Origin of the sequence: Catellatospora sp. IY07-71 (assembly GCF_018326265.1) — a bacterium.
Lineage (GTDB): Bacteria > Actinomycetota > Actinomycetes > Mycobacteriales > Micromonosporaceae > Catellatospora.
On record NZ_AP023360.1, the window covers coordinates 570,673 to 590,220 of the forward strand.

18 protein-coding genes are annotated in these 19,548 nt (G+C 73.0%); 11 read left to right on the plus strand and 7 right to left on the minus strand.

The genetic code is table 11. The annotated features are described in order from the left end of the window. The first annotated feature begins 26 nt into the window (after window positions 1-26). Both CS0771_RS02525 and CS0771_RS02530 read left to right on the plus strand, forming a co-directional pair. Window positions 27-650 (plus strand): hypothetical protein, encoded by a 624-nt coding sequence (locus CS0771_RS02525; protein ID WP_212839611.1) that lies wholly within the window; start codon window positions 27-29, stop codon window positions 648-650. A 46-nt stretch (window positions 651-696) separates the two neighbouring features. Next, a complete protein-coding gene (locus CS0771_RS02530) occupies window positions 697-1,317 on the plus strand; it encodes a hypothetical protein (protein ID WP_212839612.1) in 621 nt (206 codons plus the stop codon). A 141-nt stretch (window positions 1,318-1,458) separates the two neighbouring features. Here CS0771_RS02530 and CS0771_RS02535 read toward each other — a convergent pair whose 3' ends face one another. Beyond that, entirely contained in the window at window positions 1,459-2,595 is a 1,137-nt protein-coding gene (locus tag CS0771_RS02535; protein WP_212839613.1) for a cystathionine gamma-synthase, read from the minus strand. A 30-nt stretch (window positions 2,596-2,625) separates the two neighbouring features. Here CS0771_RS02535 and msrA point away from each other — a divergent pair, with 30 nt between their 5' ends. Further along, the gene (gene msrA / locus CS0771_RS02540; RefSeq protein ID WP_212839614.1) at window positions 2,626-3,282 is read left to right on the plus strand and encodes a peptide-methionine (S)-S-oxide reductase MsrA; all 657 of its coding nucleotides are present in this window, start codon (window positions 2,626-2,628) and stop codon (window positions 3,280-3,282) included. A 182-nt stretch (window positions 3,283-3,464) separates the two neighbouring features. Next, a complete protein-coding gene (locus tag CS0771_RS02545; RefSeq protein ID WP_212839615.1) occupies window positions 3,465-4,490 on the plus strand; it encodes a DUF3592 domain-containing protein in 1,026 nt (341 codons plus the stop codon). Window positions 4,491-4,566: 76 nt separating this feature from the next. Here the strand turns inward: CS0771_RS02545 and CS0771_RS02550 are convergent, their stop codons facing one another. From CS0771_RS02550 to CS0771_RS02575, 6 genes are all read right to left on the minus strand, one after another. Beyond that, window positions 4,567-5,178 carry a hypothetical protein gene (locus CS0771_RS02550; protein ID WP_212839616.1) on the minus strand — a complete coding sequence of 204 codons (612 nt, stop codon included), beginning with the start codon at window positions 5,176-5,178 and terminating at the stop codon, window positions 4,567-4,569. Window positions 5,179-5,318: 140 nt separating this feature from the next. Continuing rightward, window positions 5,319-6,095, minus strand: a complete 777-nt coding sequence (locus CS0771_RS02555) for a hypothetical protein (protein WP_212839617.1) — start codon at window positions 6,093-6,095, stop codon at window positions 5,319-5,321. Next, window positions 6,088-6,618 carry a SigE family RNA polymerase sigma factor gene (locus CS0771_RS02560; protein ID WP_212839618.1) on the minus strand — a complete coding sequence of 177 codons (531 nt, stop codon included), beginning with the start codon at window positions 6,616-6,618 and terminating at the stop codon, window positions 6,088-6,090. The genes CS0771_RS02555 and CS0771_RS02560 overlap by 8 nt, the downstream gene beginning before the upstream one ends. A gap of 197 nt (window positions 6,619-6,815) precedes the next feature. Continuing rightward, window positions 6,816-7,736, minus strand: a complete 921-nt coding sequence (locus CS0771_RS02565; RefSeq protein WP_212839619.1) for a PmoA family protein — start codon at window positions 7,734-7,736, stop codon at window positions 6,816-6,818. Window positions 7,737-7,809: 73 nt separating this feature from the next. After that, complete coding sequence (locus tag CS0771_RS02570; protein WP_212839620.1) at window positions 7,810-8,931, minus strand: Gfo/Idh/MocA family protein; 1,122 nt, start codon at window positions 8,929-8,931, stop codon at window positions 7,810-7,812. Further along, complete coding sequence (locus tag CS0771_RS02575; protein ID WP_212839621.1) at window positions 8,918-11,278, minus strand: glycoside hydrolase family 3 N-terminal domain-containing protein; 2,361 nt, start codon at window positions 11,276-11,278, stop codon at window positions 8,918-8,920. Before CS0771_RS02575 ends, CS0771_RS02570 begins: the two co-directional genes overlap by 14 nt. Window positions 11,279-11,730: 452 nt before the next feature. Between CS0771_RS02575 and CS0771_RS02580 the strand changes: the two genes are divergently transcribed. The 7 genes from CS0771_RS02580 to CS0771_RS02610 all read left to right on the plus strand — a co-directional run bounded on the left by CS0771_RS02580 (window position 11,731) and on the right by CS0771_RS02610 (window position 19,464). After that, a complete protein-coding gene (locus tag CS0771_RS02580; protein WP_212839622.1) occupies window positions 11,731-12,693 on the plus strand; it encodes a sugar ABC transporter permease in 963 nt (320 codons plus the stop codon). Next, on the plus strand, window positions 12,690-13,583 hold the full coding sequence (locus tag CS0771_RS02585) for a carbohydrate ABC transporter permease (protein ID WP_244870558.1): 894 nt from the start codon (window positions 12,690-12,692) through the stop codon (window positions 13,581-13,583). The genes CS0771_RS02580 and CS0771_RS02585 overlap by 4 nt, the downstream gene beginning before the upstream one ends. A gap of 19 nt (window positions 13,584-13,602) precedes the next feature. Continuing rightward, on the plus strand, window positions 13,603-15,258 hold the full coding sequence (locus CS0771_RS02590) for an extracellular solute-binding protein (protein ID WP_212839623.1): 1,656 nt from the start codon (window positions 13,603-13,605) through the stop codon (window positions 15,256-15,258). A 64-nt stretch (window positions 15,259-15,322) separates the two neighbouring features. After that, on the plus strand, window positions 15,323-16,081 hold the full coding sequence (locus CS0771_RS02595; RefSeq protein ID WP_212839624.1) for a cupin domain-containing protein: 759 nt from the start codon (window positions 15,323-15,325) through the stop codon (window positions 16,079-16,081). Window positions 16,082-16,182: 101 nt separating this feature from the next. After that, a complete protein-coding gene (locus CS0771_RS02600; protein WP_212839625.1) occupies window positions 16,183-17,664 on the plus strand; it encodes a phospholipid carrier-dependent glycosyltransferase in 1,482 nt (493 codons plus the stop codon). Then, the gene (locus CS0771_RS02605; protein WP_212839626.1) at window positions 17,661-18,926 is read left to right on the plus strand and encodes a glycosyltransferase family 2 protein; all 1,266 of its coding nucleotides are present in this window, start codon (window positions 17,661-17,663) and stop codon (window positions 18,924-18,926) included. The genes CS0771_RS02600 and CS0771_RS02605 overlap by 4 nt, the downstream gene beginning before the upstream one ends. A gap of 10 nt (window positions 18,927-18,936) precedes the next feature. After that, window positions 18,937-19,464 carry a GNAT family N-acetyltransferase gene (locus CS0771_RS02610; RefSeq protein WP_212839627.1) on the plus strand — a complete coding sequence of 176 codons (528 nt, stop codon included), beginning with the start codon at window positions 18,937-18,939 and terminating at the stop codon, window positions 19,462-19,464. Window positions 19,465-19,548: the final 84 nt, after the last annotated feature.

Below are 19,548 nucleotides of genomic sequence, written 5' to 3' on the forward strand. Positions count from 1 at the left end.
CGGATTTCATTGGCGATGCTGAGCGGATGCAGCCGGAGCAGCGTCGCGATTGGACCATTCCGGTCGCCGTCGGAGTGGTCGCACTGGTGGTGGTGCTGGTGCTGTGCGTGGCCGGCGGCGCCGCGGCATACCTGCTGGCCCGCGACCGCGGCAGCGACCCCGCGCCCGCCGCGGCCTCTCCGAGCCCCAGCCCGGCCGCGGCCGCGCCGTCGCCGAGCCCGGCCTCCCCCGCGAGCTGCCTGGTGGGCCGCTGGAAGGAGACGTCGTACACCGGCGACGCCGAGATCTACGGCGCGACCGTCCAGCTCACCGGCGCCGGGGCGCTGTTCGACTTCCGGCCGGACGGCACCCTGGTCGCGGTGCACAAGACGACCCGGCGCGGCACCAACAGCGGCGACCGGTACGAGGTGATCCACAACGGCACGATCACCATCAACTACGAGGCCGACGACGAGATGATCCACTACAGCAACGCGCGGGCCACCGGCACCACCACATGGAAGGTCAACGGCAGCAAGCGGGGCAGCCAGAAGCTGACCTCGACGCTCGACCCCGAGCGTTACACGTGCAAGGGCGACAAGCTGCGGCTGTACGGCGAGGGCTTCGCCGTGGAGGCCGAGCGCATCCTGCCGCCAGGCCGCCCGGTGTGATCCACGTGGGCTTGCCGCGCGCGGGCCCTTTGGCGATGCTGGACCGATGCAGCCGGAACAGCGTCGCGATTGGACCGTCCCCATCGTCATCGGCGTGGTGGCGCTCGTCGTCGTGCTCGTGCTCTGCCTCACCGGCGGCGCCGCGGCGTACCTGCTGACCCGCGACCGCGCCCCGGAGCCGTCGCCCACGCCGTCGCCGAGCCCCAGCCCCGTCGCGGCCGTGCCGTCGCCCAGCCCCGTCTCCCCCGCGCGCTGCCTGGTCGGCCGCTGGCAGGAGACCTCGTACACCAGCTACGGCGACATCTACGGGGTGAAGGTGCAGCTCAGCGGCGCGGGTGCGGTGTTCGACTTCCGGGCCGACGGCACGCTGTCGATCGTGCGCAAGACGTCGATGAAGGGCACCGCCAACGGCGACCGCTACGAAGTGATCTTCAGCGGCACCCACACGATCAACTACACCGCGGACGACAAAGAGATCAACTACAGCAACCCCCGGTCGACCGGCACCACCACGTGGAAGGTCAACGGCAAGGTGCGGGACCAGGAGAAGCTGGTCTGGATCACCACCCCCGACCGCTACACCTGCACCGCCACCGAGCTGCGCATGTACGGCGACACCTACGCCGAGGAGTTCACCCGCATCCAGCCCCCGGGCCGCCCGGTCTGACGCGGCCAGCCTCCGCCGGTCGATGATCGCGAGTTCGTGTCAGAAAGTGTGGTCAGGCCGCACTTTCTGACACGAAGTCGCGATCATGGCGGCGCGGCACTGCACGGCGCGGGGCCGCGCGGGGCGACCGCGGACCGCCGATCAGCCCAGCGCCGCCGCGAGGTCGCCGAGCAGGTCGTCGATGGTCTCGATGCCGACGGAGAGGCGGACCAGGTCCGCCGGGACCTCCAGCTCCGAGCCCGCGACGCTGGCGTGCGTCATCTTCCCCGGGTGCTCGATCAGCGACTCGATCCCGCCCAGCGACTCGGCCAGCGTGAACACCTTGGTCGTGTTGCACACCCGCTCGGCCGCCGCCGCGTCGCCCATCCGGAAGCTGATCATGCCGCCGTACCGGCGCATCTGCTTCGCGGCCAGCTCATGGCCCGGGTGCTCGGGCAGGCCCGGGTAGAGCACCTGCGTCACCTTCGGGTGGTGGGTCAGGAACTCGGCCACCTTCTCGGCGTTGTCGCAGTGCCGCTCCATGCGCACCGCCAGCGTCTTCACGCCGCGCAGGGTCAGCCAGGCGTCGAACGGCCCGTTGACCGCGCCCATCGCGTTCTGGTGGAACTTCAGCTCGTCGGCGAGCCCCGCGTCGTTCAGCACCAGTGCCCCGCCGACCACGTCCGAGTGCCCGCCCACGTACTTCGTGGTCGAATGCACCACCACGTCCGCCCCCAGCGCCAGCGGCTGCTGCAGGTACGGGCTGGCGAACGTGTTGTCGACGACCAGCAGGGCGTGCGCGTCCCGGGACACCGCGGCCAGGCCGGCGATGTCGGCGATGCTCAGCAGCGGGTTGGTCGGCGTCTCCACCCAGATCATCTTCGTGTTCGGGGTGACCTTGGCCCGCACGTCGTCGACGTCGGAGATCCGGGCCGCCGTCCAGGACAGCCCCCAGCGCTGCGCCACCTTCGCGAACAGGCGGAACGTGCCGCCGTACGCGTCGTCGGGAATGATCACGTGGTCGCCGGGCTTGCACACGGTGCGGATCAGCGTGTCCTCGGCGGCCAGCCCGCTGGCGAACGTGAGCCCGCGCGCGCCGCCCTCCAGCGCCGCCAGGCACTCCTGGAGGGAGTCGCGGGTCGGATTGCCGGACCGGGCGTACTCGTAGCCCAGCCGCGGCGACCCGACAGCGTCCTGCTTGAAGGTCGACGTCTGGAAGATCGGCGGGATCACCGCACCGGTGCGCTCGTCCGGCTCCTGGCCCGCGTGGATGGCGAGCGTTTCAAACCCGTAAGACATTCCCCCAGCGTAGAGGAGCAGACTGGAACCATGTTCCTTCGCCACAAGAAGCTCGATGTCGTCACCGCCGCCGAGGCCCTGCCCGGTCGCGACACCGCGATCGAGGTGCCCGCGAAGCACTTCGTGCTCGGCACGCCGATGCAGGGTCCCTGGCCCGCCGGGCTGCAGACGGCCGTGATCGGCATGGGCTGCTTCTGGGGCGCCGAGCGCCTCTTCTGGAAGCTGGACGGCGTCTACTCGACCTCCGTCGGGTACGCCGGCGGCCTCACCCCGAACCCGACCTATCAGGAGGTCTGCTCGGGTTACACCGGGCACACCGAGGCCGTCGAGATCGTCTTCGACCCCAAGGTGATCTCCTACGGCGAGATCCTGCGCGTGTTCTGGGAGAACCACGACCCGACCCAGGGCATGCGGCAGGGCAACGACATCGGCACCCAGTACCGGTCGGCGATCTACACCACCAGCGAGGAGCAGCTCAAGGAGGCGCTCGCCGCCCGCGACGCGTTCCAGCCGGTGGTGAACGCCAACGGCTACGGCGAGATCACCACGGAGATCGCGCCGCTGTCGCACTACTACTACGCCGAGGACTACCACCAGCAGTACCTGGCCAAGAACCCCGACGGGTACTGCGGCATCGGCCCCAACGGCATGTCCTGCCCCATCGGCGTCGCCAAGACCGACGCCTGATCGGCTCCGATCGCGCGGCGCGCTCTCCCAGCGCGCCGCGCGCCGTCATGATTGCCGTCTCGTGTCAGAAAGTCTGGCCAGACCTCACCTTCTGACACGAGACGGCGATCTTCCAACGCCGGAAGCCTGGACCAGCGCGGTTATCGTGGACCGCCCAACGATCGCGGCCCCGGAGCACCCCCTTGACCTGGACTCTTAGACGCACCATCGTCGGCCTGGCGGTCGCCTTGCTGCTCGGTGCCGGCTCGTTCGTCGCGTACGCCCTCGGCGAGCAGCAACGCGCCCACGTGGTCGGCCAGGGGCACCGGACCACCGCGGTGGTCACCGGCTACGAGCGCAACTCCGGCTGGCCCGATGCGGCCGAGGTGACGTACGAGTTCGCCGGCGCCCGCCGGCAGGCCTCGATCTACCACCCCTGGCACGCACCGCCGCCGGGCGGCACCAGCCTCGACGTGTTCGTGGACCCGGCCGACCCACAGCGCGTCGCGACCGCCGACGGGTACGCGACCGGGTGGCAGGCCGGACTGCCCCTGCCGCTCGCCGCCTTCGCGGTGGTCGCCGCGCTGGTGGCGCTGAGCGGCTTCGTGACGACGGTCCGGCGGCAGCGGTGGGATGCCGCCAGCATCGCGCCGGAACCGGACGCGGCGACGGTCGCCGTACGCCGCCGTGGCGTCGTGCGCCGCGTCGACGTCTGGTCATGGTTCTTCTTCGGGCTGCTGGCGGCGGGTACGGCGCTCGGCGTGTGGGCCAACCAGGGCAGCGACGATCCGCTGTTCTACCCTGCCGTGGCGATGTTCGGCGGGGCCGCGGCAGGCGTGTACGTGGCGGGCACGAGCGGCCGGATCGTCATCACGCCGCGGCATCTGACCGTCCACCAGACGTTCACCGTGCACACCGTGCCGCGTGGCCTGGTCCAGTCCGTGCACCTCGCCGAGGACGGAGTGCTGGAGCTGGTCATCCGGAACGCCGCGCCGATCCGTGTCGCCACCGGCGCCGCGGCGCAGTGGGGCGCACACCTGAACCGGAGGCCGGCCCAGCTCCGGGCGGCCAACCGGCTGCGCAACCTGCTGGTCGCCGTCCGGCCCGCGGGCGGCGGAGAGGACGAGAGCGTGACCAGGACGTACCGCTGGTTCACGATCGGGCTGGCCGTGCTGGCGGGAGCCGGGATGGCCGCCCCGTTCGTCGTGATGGCCGTATCACGTGGATGATCGCTGCCTCGTGTCGCCAAGTGCGGTCCAGCCGCAGATCTCGACACGAGACAGCGATCATCCCCGACCCACAGACCTACTCGTAGCAGTCCTGGTTCTTGAGCTGGAGGGAGAGTTCGGCGACCTTGCCGTCGGTGATGGCGATGCGGTACGACGCCTTGGCGTTGCCGGGGACGTCGGCGTGGCCGCGGCCGTGGTCGGCGGCGTACTTCCACCCTGGGTACGCCTTGCCGACCTGGGCGAGGGTGCTGCCCAGCCCGATTCCCTGCGGGGTGCGCACGTCGCCGTACGCGTAGATCGCGGCCAGCCCGAGGTTCGCGGAGATGAAGAGCGCTCCGGTCGGGTCTCCGGCGGCCCGGCGCGCGGCCCGCAGGGTGGCGATGTCGCAGCCGTTGTTGCTCTCGACCGGCCCGCTCAGCCCCGTGGCCATCACCGCGGCGCGGCTCTGCCCGAGCTCGAGCGCGCCGAGCCCGGTCGGGCCGAGGGCCAGCGCGGCGCGCGACGGCGACGCGGCAGGCGAGGCGGCGGCATCGGGCGACGGGGAAGCGGACAGGGACGGGGAGGCGACGGCCGCCCCGGACGTCGCCGCAGCCGTGGGTGTCTGACTCCCGGTGCAGGCGGCGAGCAGCGCGAGCGCGGCGACGGTGGTGGCCGCGAGGGCGGTGCGGCGGATGCGGTGGGCGGACATGCGTTCTCCCCGTGACGGTGGCCGGTGCGGCCTGATGTACGGAATGACACGCCGCGGGGCGGTGCACGGTTGCAGGTGACCTGGATCACCCGCGGGTGCGCCGCCCCGCGGTCACCGGCCCGATGAGGACCGGGCCGGAGCTACTCGTAGCAGCCCCGGTTGACCGAGTGCAGGGCGACCGACGCGACCTTGCCGTCCCGCACCTCGATCCGGTACTTCGCATCGCTGTTACCGGGCGCCGGAATGTATCCGTGGCCCTCGTAACCGTCGATCGCCGACCACTTCGGGTACGCCTTCCGCACCTGCGCGAGCGTGCTGCCGATGCGGATGCCCTCCGGAGTGGACACCCCCGGCACGGCCCAGATGACCGCCACCCGGCCGTCGTCGAACCACACCCGTCCAGGATGGTTCGCCGGTTCCTGGTCATACCTGGTGCCGCGCAGGTAGACCTCGGCGTTGCAGTCGGCGGTGGCGGGAATCGCCGTGGTCAGGCCGGTGGCACGGGCCTGCGCGGCGGTCATGTCGAGCCGCAGCGCGCCGTATCCCCTCGGCCCCAGCGTGTAGCGGCTGGTGCCCTGCTTGGACGGCGACGCGGACGGGCTCGCCGAAGCCGAGGCCGACGGGGACGGGGACGGGAACGGCGACGGGAACGGCGACTCCGCCGCGCTCGGCGACGGCGTGCCCGGGGCGGTCGCGACGACCACGGGCGGGCCGTCGCGGTCGGGCCCGAGCGCCGCGTACGCCGTGACCGGCGCGACGATCAGCACCGCGAGCACGCTGAGCGTGGCGGTGCGCACCCGGCGGCGCCGGCGCACGGTGTGCCGGGCGGCGTCCATGCCCGGCGAGACGACCTGCGGCACCCCGGCCCGGAAGCCGGCGAACTCGGTGTTCAGCTCTTCGATGTCGTACTCAGACATGACGGTGGTCCTTCCTCAGGTCGGCCAGCTCGGTGGCGAGGGCGGCGCGGCCGCGGTGCAGCCAGACGCGGACCGTCCCTTCGGCGACGTTCTCGATACGGGCGATCTCGGCGACGGGGACGTCGGCCAGGTGGTGCAGCACGACGACGCGGCGGTGGCTGGCGGGCAGCTTCGACAGGGCCCTGGCCAGCACGACCCGGTCGGGGCCGGGGCCGGGCATGTGCTCCTCGCGCTGGGTGCGGGCGAACGCGAGCGCGCTGCGCACGCGCCGCCAGCGGCTGTTGGCGAGGTTGAACGCGACGCGCCGGATCCAGGCCAGCGGGTCGTCGTACGCGGCGAGCTTCGACCAGCGCGGGATGGCCCGGCAGAACGCCTCCTGCACGAACTCCTGCGCGAGGCCGAGGTCGCCGGTGTACGCGTAGAGCTGGACCGTGAGCTGCTGGAAGTGGACGGCGTAGAACTCGTCGATGTCGTGCGTCGGCGGTGACGCCTCGTCCTGTTCGGTGATGCGGTGAGTCCTCATGGGCTGATGCCCCTCCCCGTGATGAGCCGCCTGCCGGCTCGCACCCGTCAGACGCCTGGGGGTGCCGGGACGTTACACCGCCTTCCCGGCCGCTTTCCCGACACCGCAGGCGATGTCCGCAGGCGGTCTCCACATACGACGAAAGCTCCCGTCGAGCTGCCGGAACAGCCTGGCGGGAGCTTTGCGCGGAAACGAGATCAGTCGTCCTCGGGGGCTTTGAGGGCGGCATGGCCCAGCGCGGCGAGATCGGCCGCGCCGGTGAGGCCGGGGTCGCCGTCGGCGATGACGACCGCGTAGCGCAGGGAGAGGGTCGCGCCGGGGGCGATCGGGACCTCGGTGGCGAAGAACGGCGCCGGGCACAGGCAGGCGAACGGCTCCGAGCGGACGAACCACTGCACCGGGTGGCCCGGGTTGTCCTCGGCGTCCACGAAGACGAGCGTCGACCAGCGGCCGTGGCCGTCGTGGCGGCCGGTGAAGCCCATCCACGGTGCGCGTACGCCCATCAGCTCGTCGCCGCCCTCGCGGTCGCTGCAGTAGACGCGCCCACCGGTGAACGAGCGGGGGCCGCGCCAGAACAGACCGCCGTACCCGGCGTTGTCGCGGCCCTCGGTGGTCGGGCTACCGATCACGATCTCCCGGTCGCTGACGTTGGTCAGCTCGGTGCCGAAGGTGAGGGTCCAGGCGCCGTGCTCGGCGGCGACGGTCACGCCGAGCCGCCGCTGCTCGCGGAACCAGGTCTCGCCGGGCTCGGTGAGCCAGTACAGGCGCTCGGTGACGCCGACCGCGTCGGCCTGCGCGTCCAGCCGGGTGAAGACGTGGTGACGCTGGCTGCCGTTGTTGGGCAGCTGCACGTAGCCCTGGGCGCGGGTGTAGGTGACGCCGCCCCAGAAGTTGGCCGGGCCGACGTTGGGCAGCGAGAACGCGATGCCCCGGTGCCAGACGTGGTCGTGCGGCCGGAACACGCTGACCGGGTCGCCGCCCAGCGTGTGCAGCGGGTAGAGGTAGGGCCGCGGCGACTCCAGCTGCGGGTCGTCGGGCTGGTACACGTACCGCAGCAGCGGCTGCCCGCCGAAGGCGACGTCCAGCGCGCCGGGCTGCTTGTCGAGCCGCAGGGTCATGACCTCTCCTCGCTTGGCTGTGCGGCGGTGCGGACCACGCCGGTGCGGCCCGGCGTCGCGGGGGCCGGCGAGTTCATGCGACGGCACCTGTGCGCACGGCGGGCCAGGGCGCGCCGGGTCCCTCCATCCGCTCGTAGAACGGCGAGCCGGGCCCGATCTCGCCGCGGCCGACGGGGCGGCGGGTGAAGGCGGAGGCGTAGATCGCGGCGACGAGTTCCATGGTGTCCCGGGCCTCGGCGGTGCCGACGGGCGGCGTCCGGCCCGCGTCGAGCGCGTCGAGGACCGCGCTGAGCTGGGCGCCGTGCCCGCTCGGCCGGCCGGTCGGGCCCTCGGCCCAGGCCGCGGCGACCTCCTGCTCGTGGCCGGGGGCGGCGGTGACGGTCCAGTCGCCGTCGCCGTATCCGTAGAGGTGGGTCAGCTCGACCGACGCGTGGTCGAGGTCGAACCGCAGGTGGCTGGTCTCGCGCGGGGACAGCAGGCTGTTGACGACGCTGGCCACGGCACCGGAGGCGAAGGTGACGAGCGCGCCGGACAGGTCCTCGGTGTCGGTGGGGCGGGCCCGGCGCGCGGCTACCGCGACCACCTCGCGCCACGGCCCGAGGATCGACAGCAGCAGGTCCATCTGGTGGATGCCGTGGCCCATGGTCGGGCCGCCGCCTTCCACGTCCCAACGCCCGCGCCACGGCACGGCGAAGTACGCGTCCGGCCGATACCACAGCGTGTGGCACACGGCGGTCAGCGGATCACCGAGCCGCGGGTCGCCGACCAGGCGGCGCAGGTTGGCCGCGCCGCTGCCGAAACGGTGCTGGAAGACGGTGGCGAAGCGGCCCCCGCCCGCCGCCTCGGCGGCCGCGATCCGGTCGAACTCGCCCAGGCTGAGTGCGGGCGGCTTCTCGCACAGCACGGTCAGGCCCCGGGACAGGCAGGCGATCGCCTGCGGGGCGTGCAGGCCCGGCGGGGTGCACAGGTCGACCAGGTCGGGGCGCCGGTCGGCGAGCAGGCTGTCCAGGTCGGGGTAGCCCTGCGGCTCGGGCAGGCCCAGCTCGGCCAGGCGGGCGGTGAAGGCACGCAGCCGGTCGGGGTCGACGTCGACCACGGCGCCGATGCGAGCGCGGCCGTCCAGCCGGGCCACGTCGGCGGCGTGCACCGCGGCGATGCCGCCGGTGCCCACGACGGCCAGGTCATACGTCCGCAACGGACACCTCCGAGGTCATCGCGCGCCGGAAGCCGACCACCCGCTCGGGGCCGTGCAGCCGCACGGGCACGGTGTGCCGGATGTCGGCGCTGGACGCGCCCAGGCGCAGTTCGAGGTCGCCCGGTTCGACGATGCGGCGGCCCTCGCGGCCGGTGTACGCGGCCAGGTCGGCGGGCACCGTGAACTCGACCCGCCTGGCCTGGCCGGGCTCCAGCGGCACGCGGGCGTACCCGATGAGCCGGATGACCGGCCGGGTCACCTGGGCCACCGGGTCGTGCAGGTAGAGCTGGACCACCTCGGTGCCGGGCCGGCCGCCCGCGTTGCGCACGGTCACCGCGACCCGCACCGACCCGTCGGTCGGGCAGCTCAGCGGCTCGGCCGCGGTCTCGCCGGTCCAGTCGAAGCGGGTGTACGCCAGCCCGTGGCCGAACGGGAACAGCGGCGTCGGGTCGACGGTGCTCACCTCGGTGGCGTGGCCGAGCGGGGGCGCCAGGTAGGGCGCGGGCTGCCCGCCCGGGTGCCGCGGGACGCCCACCGGCAGCCGCCCGGACGGCTCGACGCGGCCGCCGAGCACTCCCGCCACGGCCGCCCCGCCCTCCTGGCCGGGGAAGAACGCCTGCACGATCGCGCCGAGGCGGCCTTCGAAGGCGCCGAGCGCGTACGGCCGCCCGCTGAGCAGCACCGCGACCACCGGCGTGCCGGTGTCGGCGACGGCGGCCAGCAGCTGTTCCTGCACGCCGGGCAGGCGCAGCTCGGCCACGTCGCAGCCCTCGCCGGAGGTGCCCTTGCCGAACAGCCCGGCCCGGTCGCCGAGCACCACGACGCACACGTCGGCGTCCCGGGCCAGCGCCACGGCCTCGGCGAACCCGGTGGTGTCCGTGCCGTCCACGGTCGCGCCCGCGGCATGGCCGATCTGCGCCTTCGGCAGCTCGGCCTGCAGCGACTCCAGCAGCGTCGGCGCGCTGACGCCGAGCGGCAGGCCCGGGTGGTGCAGGCCGACGTGGCGCGGGAACGTGTAGCAGCCGAACAGCCCGTCGGGGTCGTCGGCCAGCGGCCCGACCACCGCGATGGACGCCTCCGGCCGCAGCGGCAGCACGCCGTCGTTGGCCAGCAGCGTCACCGACTCCTCGGCGACCTGCCGGGCCAGCTCCCGGGCCGCGGGCGGGTCGAGGTCGACCGCCGTGTCACGCGGCGGCGTCCAGTCCGGGTCGAGCAGGCCCAGCTCGCACTTCTGCCGCAGCACCCGGCGCAGCGCGCGGTCGACCAGCGCGGGCGAGACGGTCCCGGCGGCGAGCGCGTCGCGCAGCGGGCGGCCGAAGCAGCGCACGATGGGCAGCTCGACGTCGACCCCGGCGGCCAGGGCCTGCCCGGCGGCGTCACCGTGATCGGCGGCGACGCCGTGCAGCGAGTGCAGGAAGGTGACGCCGAAGTAGTCGGCGACCACGGTGCCGTCGAAGCCCCAGGCGCCGCGCAGCAGGTCGGTGAGCAGGCGCCGGTCGGCCGCGGCGGGCACACCGTCGATCTCGGCGTACGAGTGCATCACCGAGCGCGCGCGGCCGTCGCGTACCGCCAGCTCGAACGGGGGCAGCACCACATCGGACAGCTCGCGCGGGCCCATCGCGACGGGGCCGAAGTTGCGGCCCGCGCGGGAGGCGGCGTAACCGGCGAAGTGCTTGAGCGTGGCCACGATCCCGGCCGACTGCAGGCCCCGCACGTACGCGGTGCCGACGGTCGCCACCAGGTACGGGTCCTCGCCGATGGTCTCCTCGGTGCGTCCCCAGCGGGGGTCGCGGGTCACGTCCAGCACCGGCGCGAGCCCCTGGTGCACGCCGACCGCGCGCATGCCCTGCCCGATCTCGGCGGCCATCCGCTCGATCAGGGCCGGGTCGAAGGTGGCGCCCCAGGCCAGCGCGGTCGGGAAGATCGTCGCACCGTGCGTGGTGAACCCGGTCAGGCACTCCTCGTGCACCAGCGCCGGGATGCCGAAGCGCCCGGCCCCGACGATCTCCTGCTGCAGCTGGGCCAGCCGGGCCATGCCCTCGGCGGGGGTGACCGGTCCGGTGCCGAACGGCCGGGTGAGCTGGCCGAGGCCATCGGCGACCAGCCGCCGCCAGTCGAAGCCGTCGTCGACCATGTCCTGCTGGAACGGCGCGACGTCCTCACCGGCCGCGCCCGCGCCGGGCCAGACGCTGTAGAGCTGCGCGATCTTCTCGGCGAGGGTGAGGCGGCGCATCAGGTCGTCGACCCGCTGCTCCACCGGCAGCGCCGGGTCGCGCCAGGGCTGGGGTCCGGGATCGCCGTCCTCGCTGACGGATCCGGTCGGGGTGGCGTCCTCGTGGATCGGCATCGCCCTGCCTGTCTTCCGGTATTTTCCGGTACACGTTTCTGAGCCGCCGGCACGCCGGCCATCGCACCCTAACACCGCCTGCCCGCGACAAGACAAGGGTTGCGCGCGATTTCGTAGGGACGTCCGTCGTATTCGGAGACCGGACCGCATTTCCGAAACTTTCGAACGCCGGTGCCGGATCACGATGACGCATCTATCTGCCGCGGCAATTTTCCGCGTCGCAGGAGAACATCGCCACCCAGGTATACCAGGACCTGCACGTCCTCACCCATCGACGAGTGACGGTGTGCTTGATCGCGCACTGCCCGGGATCGACTTCGGAAGTTTCGGTGGAGTTGGCCCGCTATCGGGGGTTGACGGTCTGAGGGGCCGTCCCTACCGTCTCAGAGGACTTACGGAAGTGTTCCGGAACTGTTTCGGACACTCGGCGTCATCATCGAGAGGATCGTCTGATGACGGCTCATCCCCCGGTCGCGGTAGAAGCCGCCGCCGCGCCGCGCCGCCGGATGCGCTGGCACCAGCGGCTGCTGCGTGATCGCGTGCTCGTGCTGGTGGCGCTGCCCGGCGTGGTCTCGCTCCTGGTCTTCCACTACCTGCCCTGGCTGGGCAACGTCATCGCGTTCAAGGACTACCAGCCCTACATCGGCATCCTGGAGAGCCCGTGGGTGGGGCTGAACAACTTCCGGGTCATCTGGGAGGGGGACCCGGGCTTTCTCAACGCCCTGTCCAACACCCTGATCATCACGCTGCTCCAGGTGCTGATCGTGTTCCCCGCGCCGATCGCGCTCGCGCTGCTGCTGGACAGCCTGATCTCCCAGCGGCTCAAGAAGGTCGTGCAGAGCATCCTCTACCTGCCGCACTTCCTGTCCTGGGTGATCGTGGTCGCGATCTTCCAGCAGATGTTCGGCAACGCGGGCCTGCTCAACAGCTTCCTGCGCACGCACGACCTGGCGACGGTCTCCATCATCACCAACCCGGAGCTGTTCAAGCTGCTGGTGACCAGCCAGGTGCTGTGGAAGGACGCGGGCTGGGCCACCATCCTGTTCCTGGCCGCGCTGGCCCGCATCGACGTCGAGCTGTACGAGGCGTCCGCCGTCGACGGCGCGGGCCGCTGGCGGCAGCTCTGGCACGTCACCCTGCCCGGCCTGCGCAGCCTCATCGTGCTGCTGCTGATCCTGCGCCTGGGCGACTCGCTGACCGTCGGCTTCGAACAGATCATCCTGCAGGAGCCGGCCGTGGGACGGCAGGTCAGCGAGGTGCTGGACACGTACGTCTTCAACCACGCCATCCTGGCCGCCGACTGGGGCCAGGGCGCCGCCGTGGGCCTGGTCAAGGGCCTGGTCGGGGTGCTGCTGGTGCTGGGCGCGAACAGGCTCGCGCACCGGCTCGGGGAGCGGGGGATCTACTCGCGATGAGCAGGCAGTCGATGATCACGGCGATGGGCCGGCCGTCGCCGCTCGCCCGCGCCGCCAAGGGACTCGTGCTGGCGCTGTGCTGCGCCGCGGTCGTGGTGCCGTTCGTCGGCATCGTCTCCACCAGCCTGGCCACCCGCGAGGAGGTGACCCGCTCCGGCGGCTTCGTGCTGCTGCCCGGTGAGATCAGCTTCGCCGCGTACGAGGCGATCCTCAGCGGCGGCGTGGTCACCCGGGCGACGCTGGTCAGCCTGTTCGTCACGGCCGCCGGCACGGCACTGAGCCTGGTCGCCACCACGCTGCTGGCGTACGGGCTGAGCCGTCCCGGCTCGTTCGCGCACCGGCCGCTGCTGCTGACCGTGCTCTTCGCGATCCTGTTCGGACCCGGCCTGATCCCGAGCTACCTCGTGGTCAAGAGCCTGGGCCTGGTCGACACCTACTGGGCGCTGCTGCTGCCGCCGATGATCAGCGCGTTCAACGTCATCATCCTGCGCGCGTTCTTCCAGGAGCTGCCGCCGGAGGTGCTGGAGAGCGCGCGCATCGACGGCGCGGGCGACCTCGCCATCCTGTGGCGCATCGTGCTGCCGCTGAGCAAGGCGGCGCTCGCGGTGATCGGCCTGTTCTACGGCGTCGGGTACTGGAACGCGTTCTTCGGGGCGCTGCTGTACCTCAACGACTCCGGCATGTGGCCGCTGCAGCTGGTGCTGCGCACGTACGTGGTCAACCAGACGCAGCTCGGCATCGACCAGCTCGGCGGGGGCGCGGCGCTGCCGCCGCAGGAGGCCGTCCAGATGGCGATCCTCGTGCTCTCCATCGTCCCGATCCTGCTCGTCTACCCCTTCGTCCAGCGGCACTTCAGCAAGGGCGTGCTCATCGGCGCCGTCAAGGGATAACCGTCCTGAGGAGTCATGCATGACATCACCGCGTCCCATCGGGCGCCGGAGGTTCCTCTCCGGCGCCGTCACCGCCGCGGCCGCCACCGCCGCCGGTCCCGCCCTGCTCGCGGGCTGCACCAGCGAGACCGCCACGCCGAACACCGGCGCGAACAACGCGAACGTCACGCTGCCCACGTACAAGCCGTTCGCCGGGGTCACGCCCGATTTCCCCGGCAACGCCGACGGGCTGCTCGACGCGTTCAGCGGCTACCCGGCCAACCCGGTCAAGGTGTTCTCCGCGCCGCCCGGCAAGGGCGGTGACGTGTCGGCGTTCGTGCTGACCGGCTCGCCGGTGCCGCCCGCGGTGGACCAGAACCCGTTCTGGCAGGAGCTGAACAAGCGCCTCGGGGTGAACCTGAAGCTCACCATCACGCCGAGCGCCGACCACGCGACCAAGTTCGCCGCCCTGGTCGCGGGCGACGACCTGCCCGACTTCATCGTGCCCGCCATGTTCACCCCGACCGGGCAGGGCGCGGGCATCGGCAACCTGCCCGCCTGGCTGGCGGCCAAGTGCCAGGACCTGACGGAGTTCCTGTCCGGCGACGCCGTGCTGGAGTATCCGCACCTGGCGAACCTGCCCACGGCGGCGTGGCGGCAGTGCGTGTACAACGGCGGCATCTACGGCCTGCCCGTGCCGCGCGGCGTCGGCGGCACCCTGCTGTTCCGCCGCGACGACCTGTTCGGGCAGCTCAAAGCCAACCCTGACCCGGCCTCGTTCGCGGAATTCAAGGAGGTCTGCAAGCAGGTCACCGACGCCCGCGCCAGCCGCTGGGCGGCGACCGAGGGCGGCCTGATGTTCTTCGTGCAGCAGATGCTGGGCGTGCCGAACCGCTGGCGGTACGAGGGCGGCAAGCTCACCCACGCCTGCGAGACCGAGGAGTTCCGCCGCGCGCTGGGCGAGGTGCTGCAGCTGGTCAAGGACGGCTACGCGCACCCGGACAGCGCCATCGCCAACGCCCCGGTCAAGAAGTGGTTCAACGCCGGGAACATCGTGCTCAACCCGGACCGCTACACGGCCTGGCCGCAGTACTACGCCGACAACGTGGCCGGGCCGGGCTTCAAGATCAGTGGCATGCGGCCGCCGAAGTTCGACGGCGGCGGCTTCGCCGGGACGTGGCAGTCGGACCCGACGAACAACTTCACCGCGTTCAAGAAGGCCGACCAGGGCCGGATCAAGGACCTGCTGGTCATCGCGAACTGGCTGGCCACGCCGTTCGGCACGGACGAGTGGCTGTTCCGGCGGTTCGGCATGGCGGGGCAGCACTACGCCATGAGCAACGGCGGGCCGGTGCAGACGCAGGCGGGTGTCACGCAGACCGCGCTGGGCATCCGGTACATCGTGGACGCCCCTGACGCGATCTTCGTGCCGGGCAACGCCGAGGCGACGCGCGCGTCGTACGAGTACCAGAAGTCGATCATCCCTAGCTCGGTGAAGGATCCGACCCTGGGCCGCTTCTCCGACGCGTGGTCGCGCAAGCGCCCCGCGCTGGACAACGTGATCAACACATACCAGGGTGACATCCTGGCCGGGCGCAAGCCGCTGTCGGCCTGGGACGACGCGGTCAAGGAGTGGCGCGCGGCCGGCGGCGACGAGGTGCGGGGCCAGTACGAGGAACAGCTCGGCAAGGCCTGAGCACCCGGTGCGGGCGCTCCGGCCTACCCCCGGAGCGCCCGCACCCTCTTGGAGAGGGACGGACATGGACTGGTTCCCCGGCGCCACCGCCGTTTCCGCGCTGCGGGTGTACGGCTGGCCCGCCGCCGACGGCCGCCGCGGCGGCTCCCCGCACCTGCACACCGCCTCCGCCGAGGGTTACGTGGTGACCGCGGGCACCGGCGCCCTGGAGACGCTGAGCGGCGACGGGTACGCCGAGCACCCGCTCGCGCCCGGCACGGTGCTGTGGTTCACCCCCGGCACGGTGCACCGCCTGGTCACCGACGGAGACCTGGAACTGCTGGTGGTGATGCAGAACGCGGGCCTGCCCGAGGCGGGCGACGCGGTGCTCACGTTCCCACCCGAGGTGCTCGCCGATCCGGCGGCGTACGCGGCCGCCGCCTCGCTCGCCCCGCCCGCCGAGATCGAGGCCGGCCCGCAGTCCGGCGCGGACCTGGACCTGGCCGCCCGGCGCCGCCGCGACCTGGCCCTGGAGGGCTACCTGCGGTTGCGCGAGGAGGTGGTGGCCCGGGGACCGGCAGCGCTCGCGCCGCTGTATCAGGCCGCGGCGGCGCTGGTCCGCGAGCGCGCCCCCGGCTGGGCCGGGCTGTGGCGGGAGCGGGCCCTGGCGCAGGCCGAGCGCACCGGCGAGCAGCTGCGCGAGCTGGCCGCCGGGCGGGCCGGGCACCTGGCCGCCTCGGCCGTGCACCACGCCGTGCCCACCCCGCCGCCGCGCCGCCACGGCATGTGTGGGCACCTGCAGACCTGGGACTTCACCGGCGGATCCGGCGCCCCGCGGAACTGACGGCCATCCGACAGCGTCCGTTGACTGATCGATTTCTGTGGCGCATGGGTGGCTACCTATGCTGACCGCTGATTCGGCAGGCGCGGAAGGGGCCCCGCTCGATGGTTCGATCCGCGCTGCTCACCGCACCGGCGAGCCCCACGCCCGAGCGGCCGCTCGCCCGGGCCGCGTGGCGCGGACACCTGCCGGTCATCGTCCTGGTCGGACTCGGGGTGCTGGTGCGGGTCGCCGCGTGCGTGGCATACCGGCCGGCGTTCTGGTTCCAGGGAGACAGCGGGGACTACCTGGGCCGCGCGATCGACCTGGACCCGCACGCCGCCGCCGACAAGGCCAACACCGTCGGATACGCCGTGTTCCTCGCCGTGCTGCGGTGGACGGACTCGCCCGCCGCGGTGGCCGTGGCGCAGCACGCGCTCGGGCTCGCGATCGCCGTCCTGGCGTACGCCCTGCTGCGCCGGCGGGGGGCCGCCGCCTGGCTGTCCGCGCTGGGGGTCGCGCCGCTGGTGCTGGACGCCCGGCTGCTGGTGCTGGAGCACTACATCCTGTCCGACGCGCTGTTCCTGGTGATGATCACGGGCGCGGTGGTGCTGCTGCTGTGGCACGAGCGGCCCGGCCCGGCCGCCGTCGCGGGCGCGGGCCTGCTGCTCGGCGCGGCGGTGCTGGTGCGCACGGCCGGGATCGCCGCCGTCGCGGCCTGCCTGGCCTTCCTCGCGGTGCGCCGGATCGGCTGGGCGCGCGCCGCCGCCTGGGCCGTGGGCGCGGCGCTGCCGCTGGCCGCGTACGCGGCCTGGTCGGTGCCCGCCACCGGCTCGTTCTCGCTGAGCAACGCCGGCGATCGCTACCTCTACTCGCGCACCGCGGGCATCGCCGACTGCGCCCGGCTCGAACTCACCGCGCCGCAGCGCGAGCTGTGCCCGGCGCAGCCGCTCGGGGCCCGGCCCGAACGCGGCGACTGGTACCTGTGGCACGACCCGAACCTGCGGGGGCGCGGCCCGGAGCAGGACGAGCTGATCGGGAGCTTCGCCCGCGCCGTGATCACGCAGCAGCCGGGCGACTACGCGGCGCTGGTCGCCCGGGACACCGCCCGCTTCCTCGCACCGGGCCGGCCGGTCGACACGGCGAGCCGGTGCCTGTTCGGCTGGTGGGACTTCCCCGCCACGCTGCCGGACCCGGCCCGCAACACCGCCCGCTGCAAGCCGCTGCTGGCCGCGGCGACCTTCACGCCGGAGCCGGTGAACCCGGTGCGCGACGAGCATGCCGGGCTGCGGGCCGCGCTGGCCTGGTACTCCCGGCACGTCACCGTGCCACCGCTGGTCACCGGGGTCTGCCTGCTGCTGTGCCTGGCCGCGCCGCTGCGCCCGCGCGGCGCCCCGGCCCGCTGGGACGCCGCGCTGCCCGCCGCGATCGGCCTCGGCCTGATCGTCCTGTCGGTGGCCACCTCGATGTACGAGATCCGCTACGGCCTCACCTCGATCGCCCTGCTGGGCGTGGGCGGCGCGCTGGCCGCCCACCAGCTCGCGGCCGCGGTCCGCGCCGCCCGTGCCACCCCTCCCCTGCCGGCCTCCGGATCGGACGACTCATGACCGACCTGCTCGTCACCGTGCTGCTGCCCTGCCTCAACGAGGCAGAGACCCTCGCCACCTGCGTCGACAAGGCCCGGCGCGGGCTGGCCGAGCTGGGCGTGCCAGGCGAGGTGCTGGTGTCCGACAACGGCAGCACCGACGGCTCGCCGGAGATCGCCCGCGCGCACGGCGCCCGGGTGATCCACGCCCCGGTCCGCGGCTACGGCGGCGCGCTGATGGCCGGGATCGAGCAGGCCAGGGGCAAGTACGTGATCATGGGGGACGCGGACGACTCGTACGACCTGGGCAACCTCGGGCCGTTCGTCGAGGGCCTGCGGCGGGGCCACGACGTGGTGATGGGCAACCGGTTCCGGGGCGGCATCGACCCGGGCGCGATGCCGTTCCTGCACCGCTACCTGGGCAACCCCGTGCTGAGCTGGCTCGGGCGGCGGCTGTTCGGGCTGCCCCGGGTCGGCGACTTCCACTGCGGGCTGCGCGGCTTCGACCGCGACCGGGTCCAGGCGCTCGGGCTGCGCATGCCCGGCATGGAGTTCGCCTCCGAGCTGGTGGTGCGGGCGGCGCTGGCCGGTTACGACATCGCCGAGGTGCCCACCCGGCTGCGCAGGGACGGCCGCTCTCGCCCGCCGCACCTGCGCACCTGGCGCGACGGCTGGCGGCACCTGCGCTTCCTGCTGGTCTTCGCGCCGGGCAAGACCCTGGTCGCGCCCGGCCTGCTGCTCGGCGCGCTGGGCCTGGCCGCCACCGCCGCGCTGGAGACGAGCCCGGTGTCGATCGGCTCGGTGCGCTTCGACCTGTCCGCGCTGCTCTACGCCTGCCTGGCCGTGCTGGTGGGCCTGCAGCTGCTGCTGCTCGGCGGCTGCGCGACCGTCTTCGGGCAGTCCAGCGGCCTGAGCGACGGGCGGCCCCGGCGGGCGCTGACCGCGTTCATGCGGCTGGAGGTGCTGATGCTGGTGGGGCTGGTGCTGGCCGGGGCGGGCCTGGCCGGCACCGCGTACGCCGTGTCCAGCTGGGGCGCGGCCGGCTTCGGAGACCTGCAACCGGAGCGCATCCTGCGCATCGTCATGCCGTCGGCGACCGCGATCGCGGCGGGCACCGTCTGCCTGTTCTCGGGCCTGCTGGCGAGCCTGCTGAGCAAGGGCGAGCAGGCCGAGCCGGCGCCCCGGCCGGCGCTGGTGGCGCCCCGCCGCCCCGGCGACGACGCGCCCGTGGACCGCGCGCCGGACGTCCACGCAGGGCGGGAGCCCGCCGGTCGCGGCCGGTAGCGTGCCGGGCATGACCCTGCGCATCCGGCCCGGCGGCACCCGCGAGGACGTCGCCGCCGTCGCCCGCCTGCACACGCTCAGCCGCCGGGACGCGTATCGCGACCTGCTCACGCGCGCCGAGCTGGCCCGGATCACGGTCGAGCGGCAGCGGGCGAGCTGGACGGCGCGGTGGGCGGCCGAGTCCGGCACGCACCGCCTGCACCTGGCCGAACGCGACGGCGCCGTGGTGGGCTTCTGCTACCTCGGCCCCGCCGACCAGGCCACGGAGCAGTCGCCGCCGGGCACCGGCATGCTCAACGCGATCCACGTCCACCCGGACGCCGTCGGCAGCGGGGTCGGCCTGGCCCTGATGCGGACCTGCCTGGCCGGGTTCGCCGAGCTGGGCCACGCCCTGGCTCTGCTGTACGTGGTCCGCGGCAACGACCGGGCGCGCCGCTTCTACGAGCGCGGCGGCTGGGCCGCCGACGGGGTGGAGCGGACGACCGACATCGGCGCGGCCACCGTGCCGGTGCTCCGCTACGCCCGCCCCATCCCCTGACCGGAAGGAAGGGCACCTTCTTATCGGAATCCGTAGTAGAAGGTGCCCTTCCTAACTTGGTGGTTCGGGCCGAGCGGGGGCCGG

Bases quoted from the DNA above. Each gene is read 5' to 3' on its own strand.
- CS0771_RS02580 (WP_212839622.1), top strand. From the start codon at position 11,731: ATGACGGCTCATCCCCCGGTCGCGGTAGAAGCCGCCGCCGCGCCGCGC.
- CS0771_RS02550 (WP_212839616.1), bottom strand. From the start codon at position 5,178: ATGTCCGCCCACCGCATCCGCCGCACCGCCCTCGCGGCCACCACCGTC.
- CS0771_RS02560 (WP_212839618.1), bottom strand. From the start codon at position 6,618: ATGAGGACTCACCGCATCACCGAACAGGACGAGGCGTCACCGCCGACG.
- CS0771_RS02575 (WP_212839621.1), bottom strand. From the start codon at position 11,278: ATGCCGATCCACGAGGACGCCACCCCGACCGGATCCGTCAGCGAGGAC.
- CS0771_RS02555 (WP_212839617.1), bottom strand. From the start codon at position 6,095: ATGTCTGAGTACGACATCGAAGAGCTGAACACCGAGTTCGCCGGCTTC.
- CS0771_RS02610 (WP_212839627.1), top strand. From the start codon at position 18,937: ATGACCCTGCGCATCCGGCCCGGCGGCACCCGCGAGGACGTCGCCGCC.
- CS0771_RS02590 (WP_212839623.1), top strand. From the start codon at position 13,603: ATGACATCACCGCGTCCCATCGGGCGCCGGAGGTTCCTCTCCGGCGCC.
- CS0771_RS02605 (WP_212839626.1), top strand. From the start codon at position 17,661: ATGACCGACCTGCTCGTCACCGTGCTGCTGCCCTGCCTCAACGAGGCA.
- CS0771_RS02525 (WP_212839611.1), top strand. From the start codon at position 27: ATGCAGCCGGAGCAGCGTCGCGATTGGACCATTCCGGTCGCCGTCGGA.
- CS0771_RS02565 (WP_212839619.1), bottom strand. From the start codon at position 7,736: ATGACCCTGCGGCTCGACAAGCAGCCCGGCGCGCTGGACGTCGCCTTC.
- CS0771_RS02585 (WP_244870558.1), top strand. From the start codon at position 12,690: ATGAGCAGGCAGTCGATGATCACGGCGATGGGCCGGCCGTCGCCGCTC.
- CS0771_RS02530 (WP_212839612.1), top strand. From the start codon at position 697: ATGCAGCCGGAACAGCGTCGCGATTGGACCGTCCCCATCGTCATCGGC.
- CS0771_RS02535 (WP_212839613.1), bottom strand. From the start codon at position 2,595: ATGTCTTACGGGTTTGAAACGCTCGCCATCCACGCGGGCCAGGAGCCG.
- CS0771_RS02595 (WP_212839624.1), top strand. From the start codon at position 15,323: ATGGACTGGTTCCCCGGCGCCACCGCCGTTTCCGCGCTGCGGGTGTAC.
- CS0771_RS02600 (WP_212839625.1), top strand. From the start codon at position 16,183: ATGGTTCGATCCGCGCTGCTCACCGCACCGGCGAGCCCCACGCCCGAG.
- msrA (WP_212839614.1), top strand. From the start codon at position 2,626: ATGTTCCTTCGCCACAAGAAGCTCGATGTCGTCACCGCCGCCGAGGCC.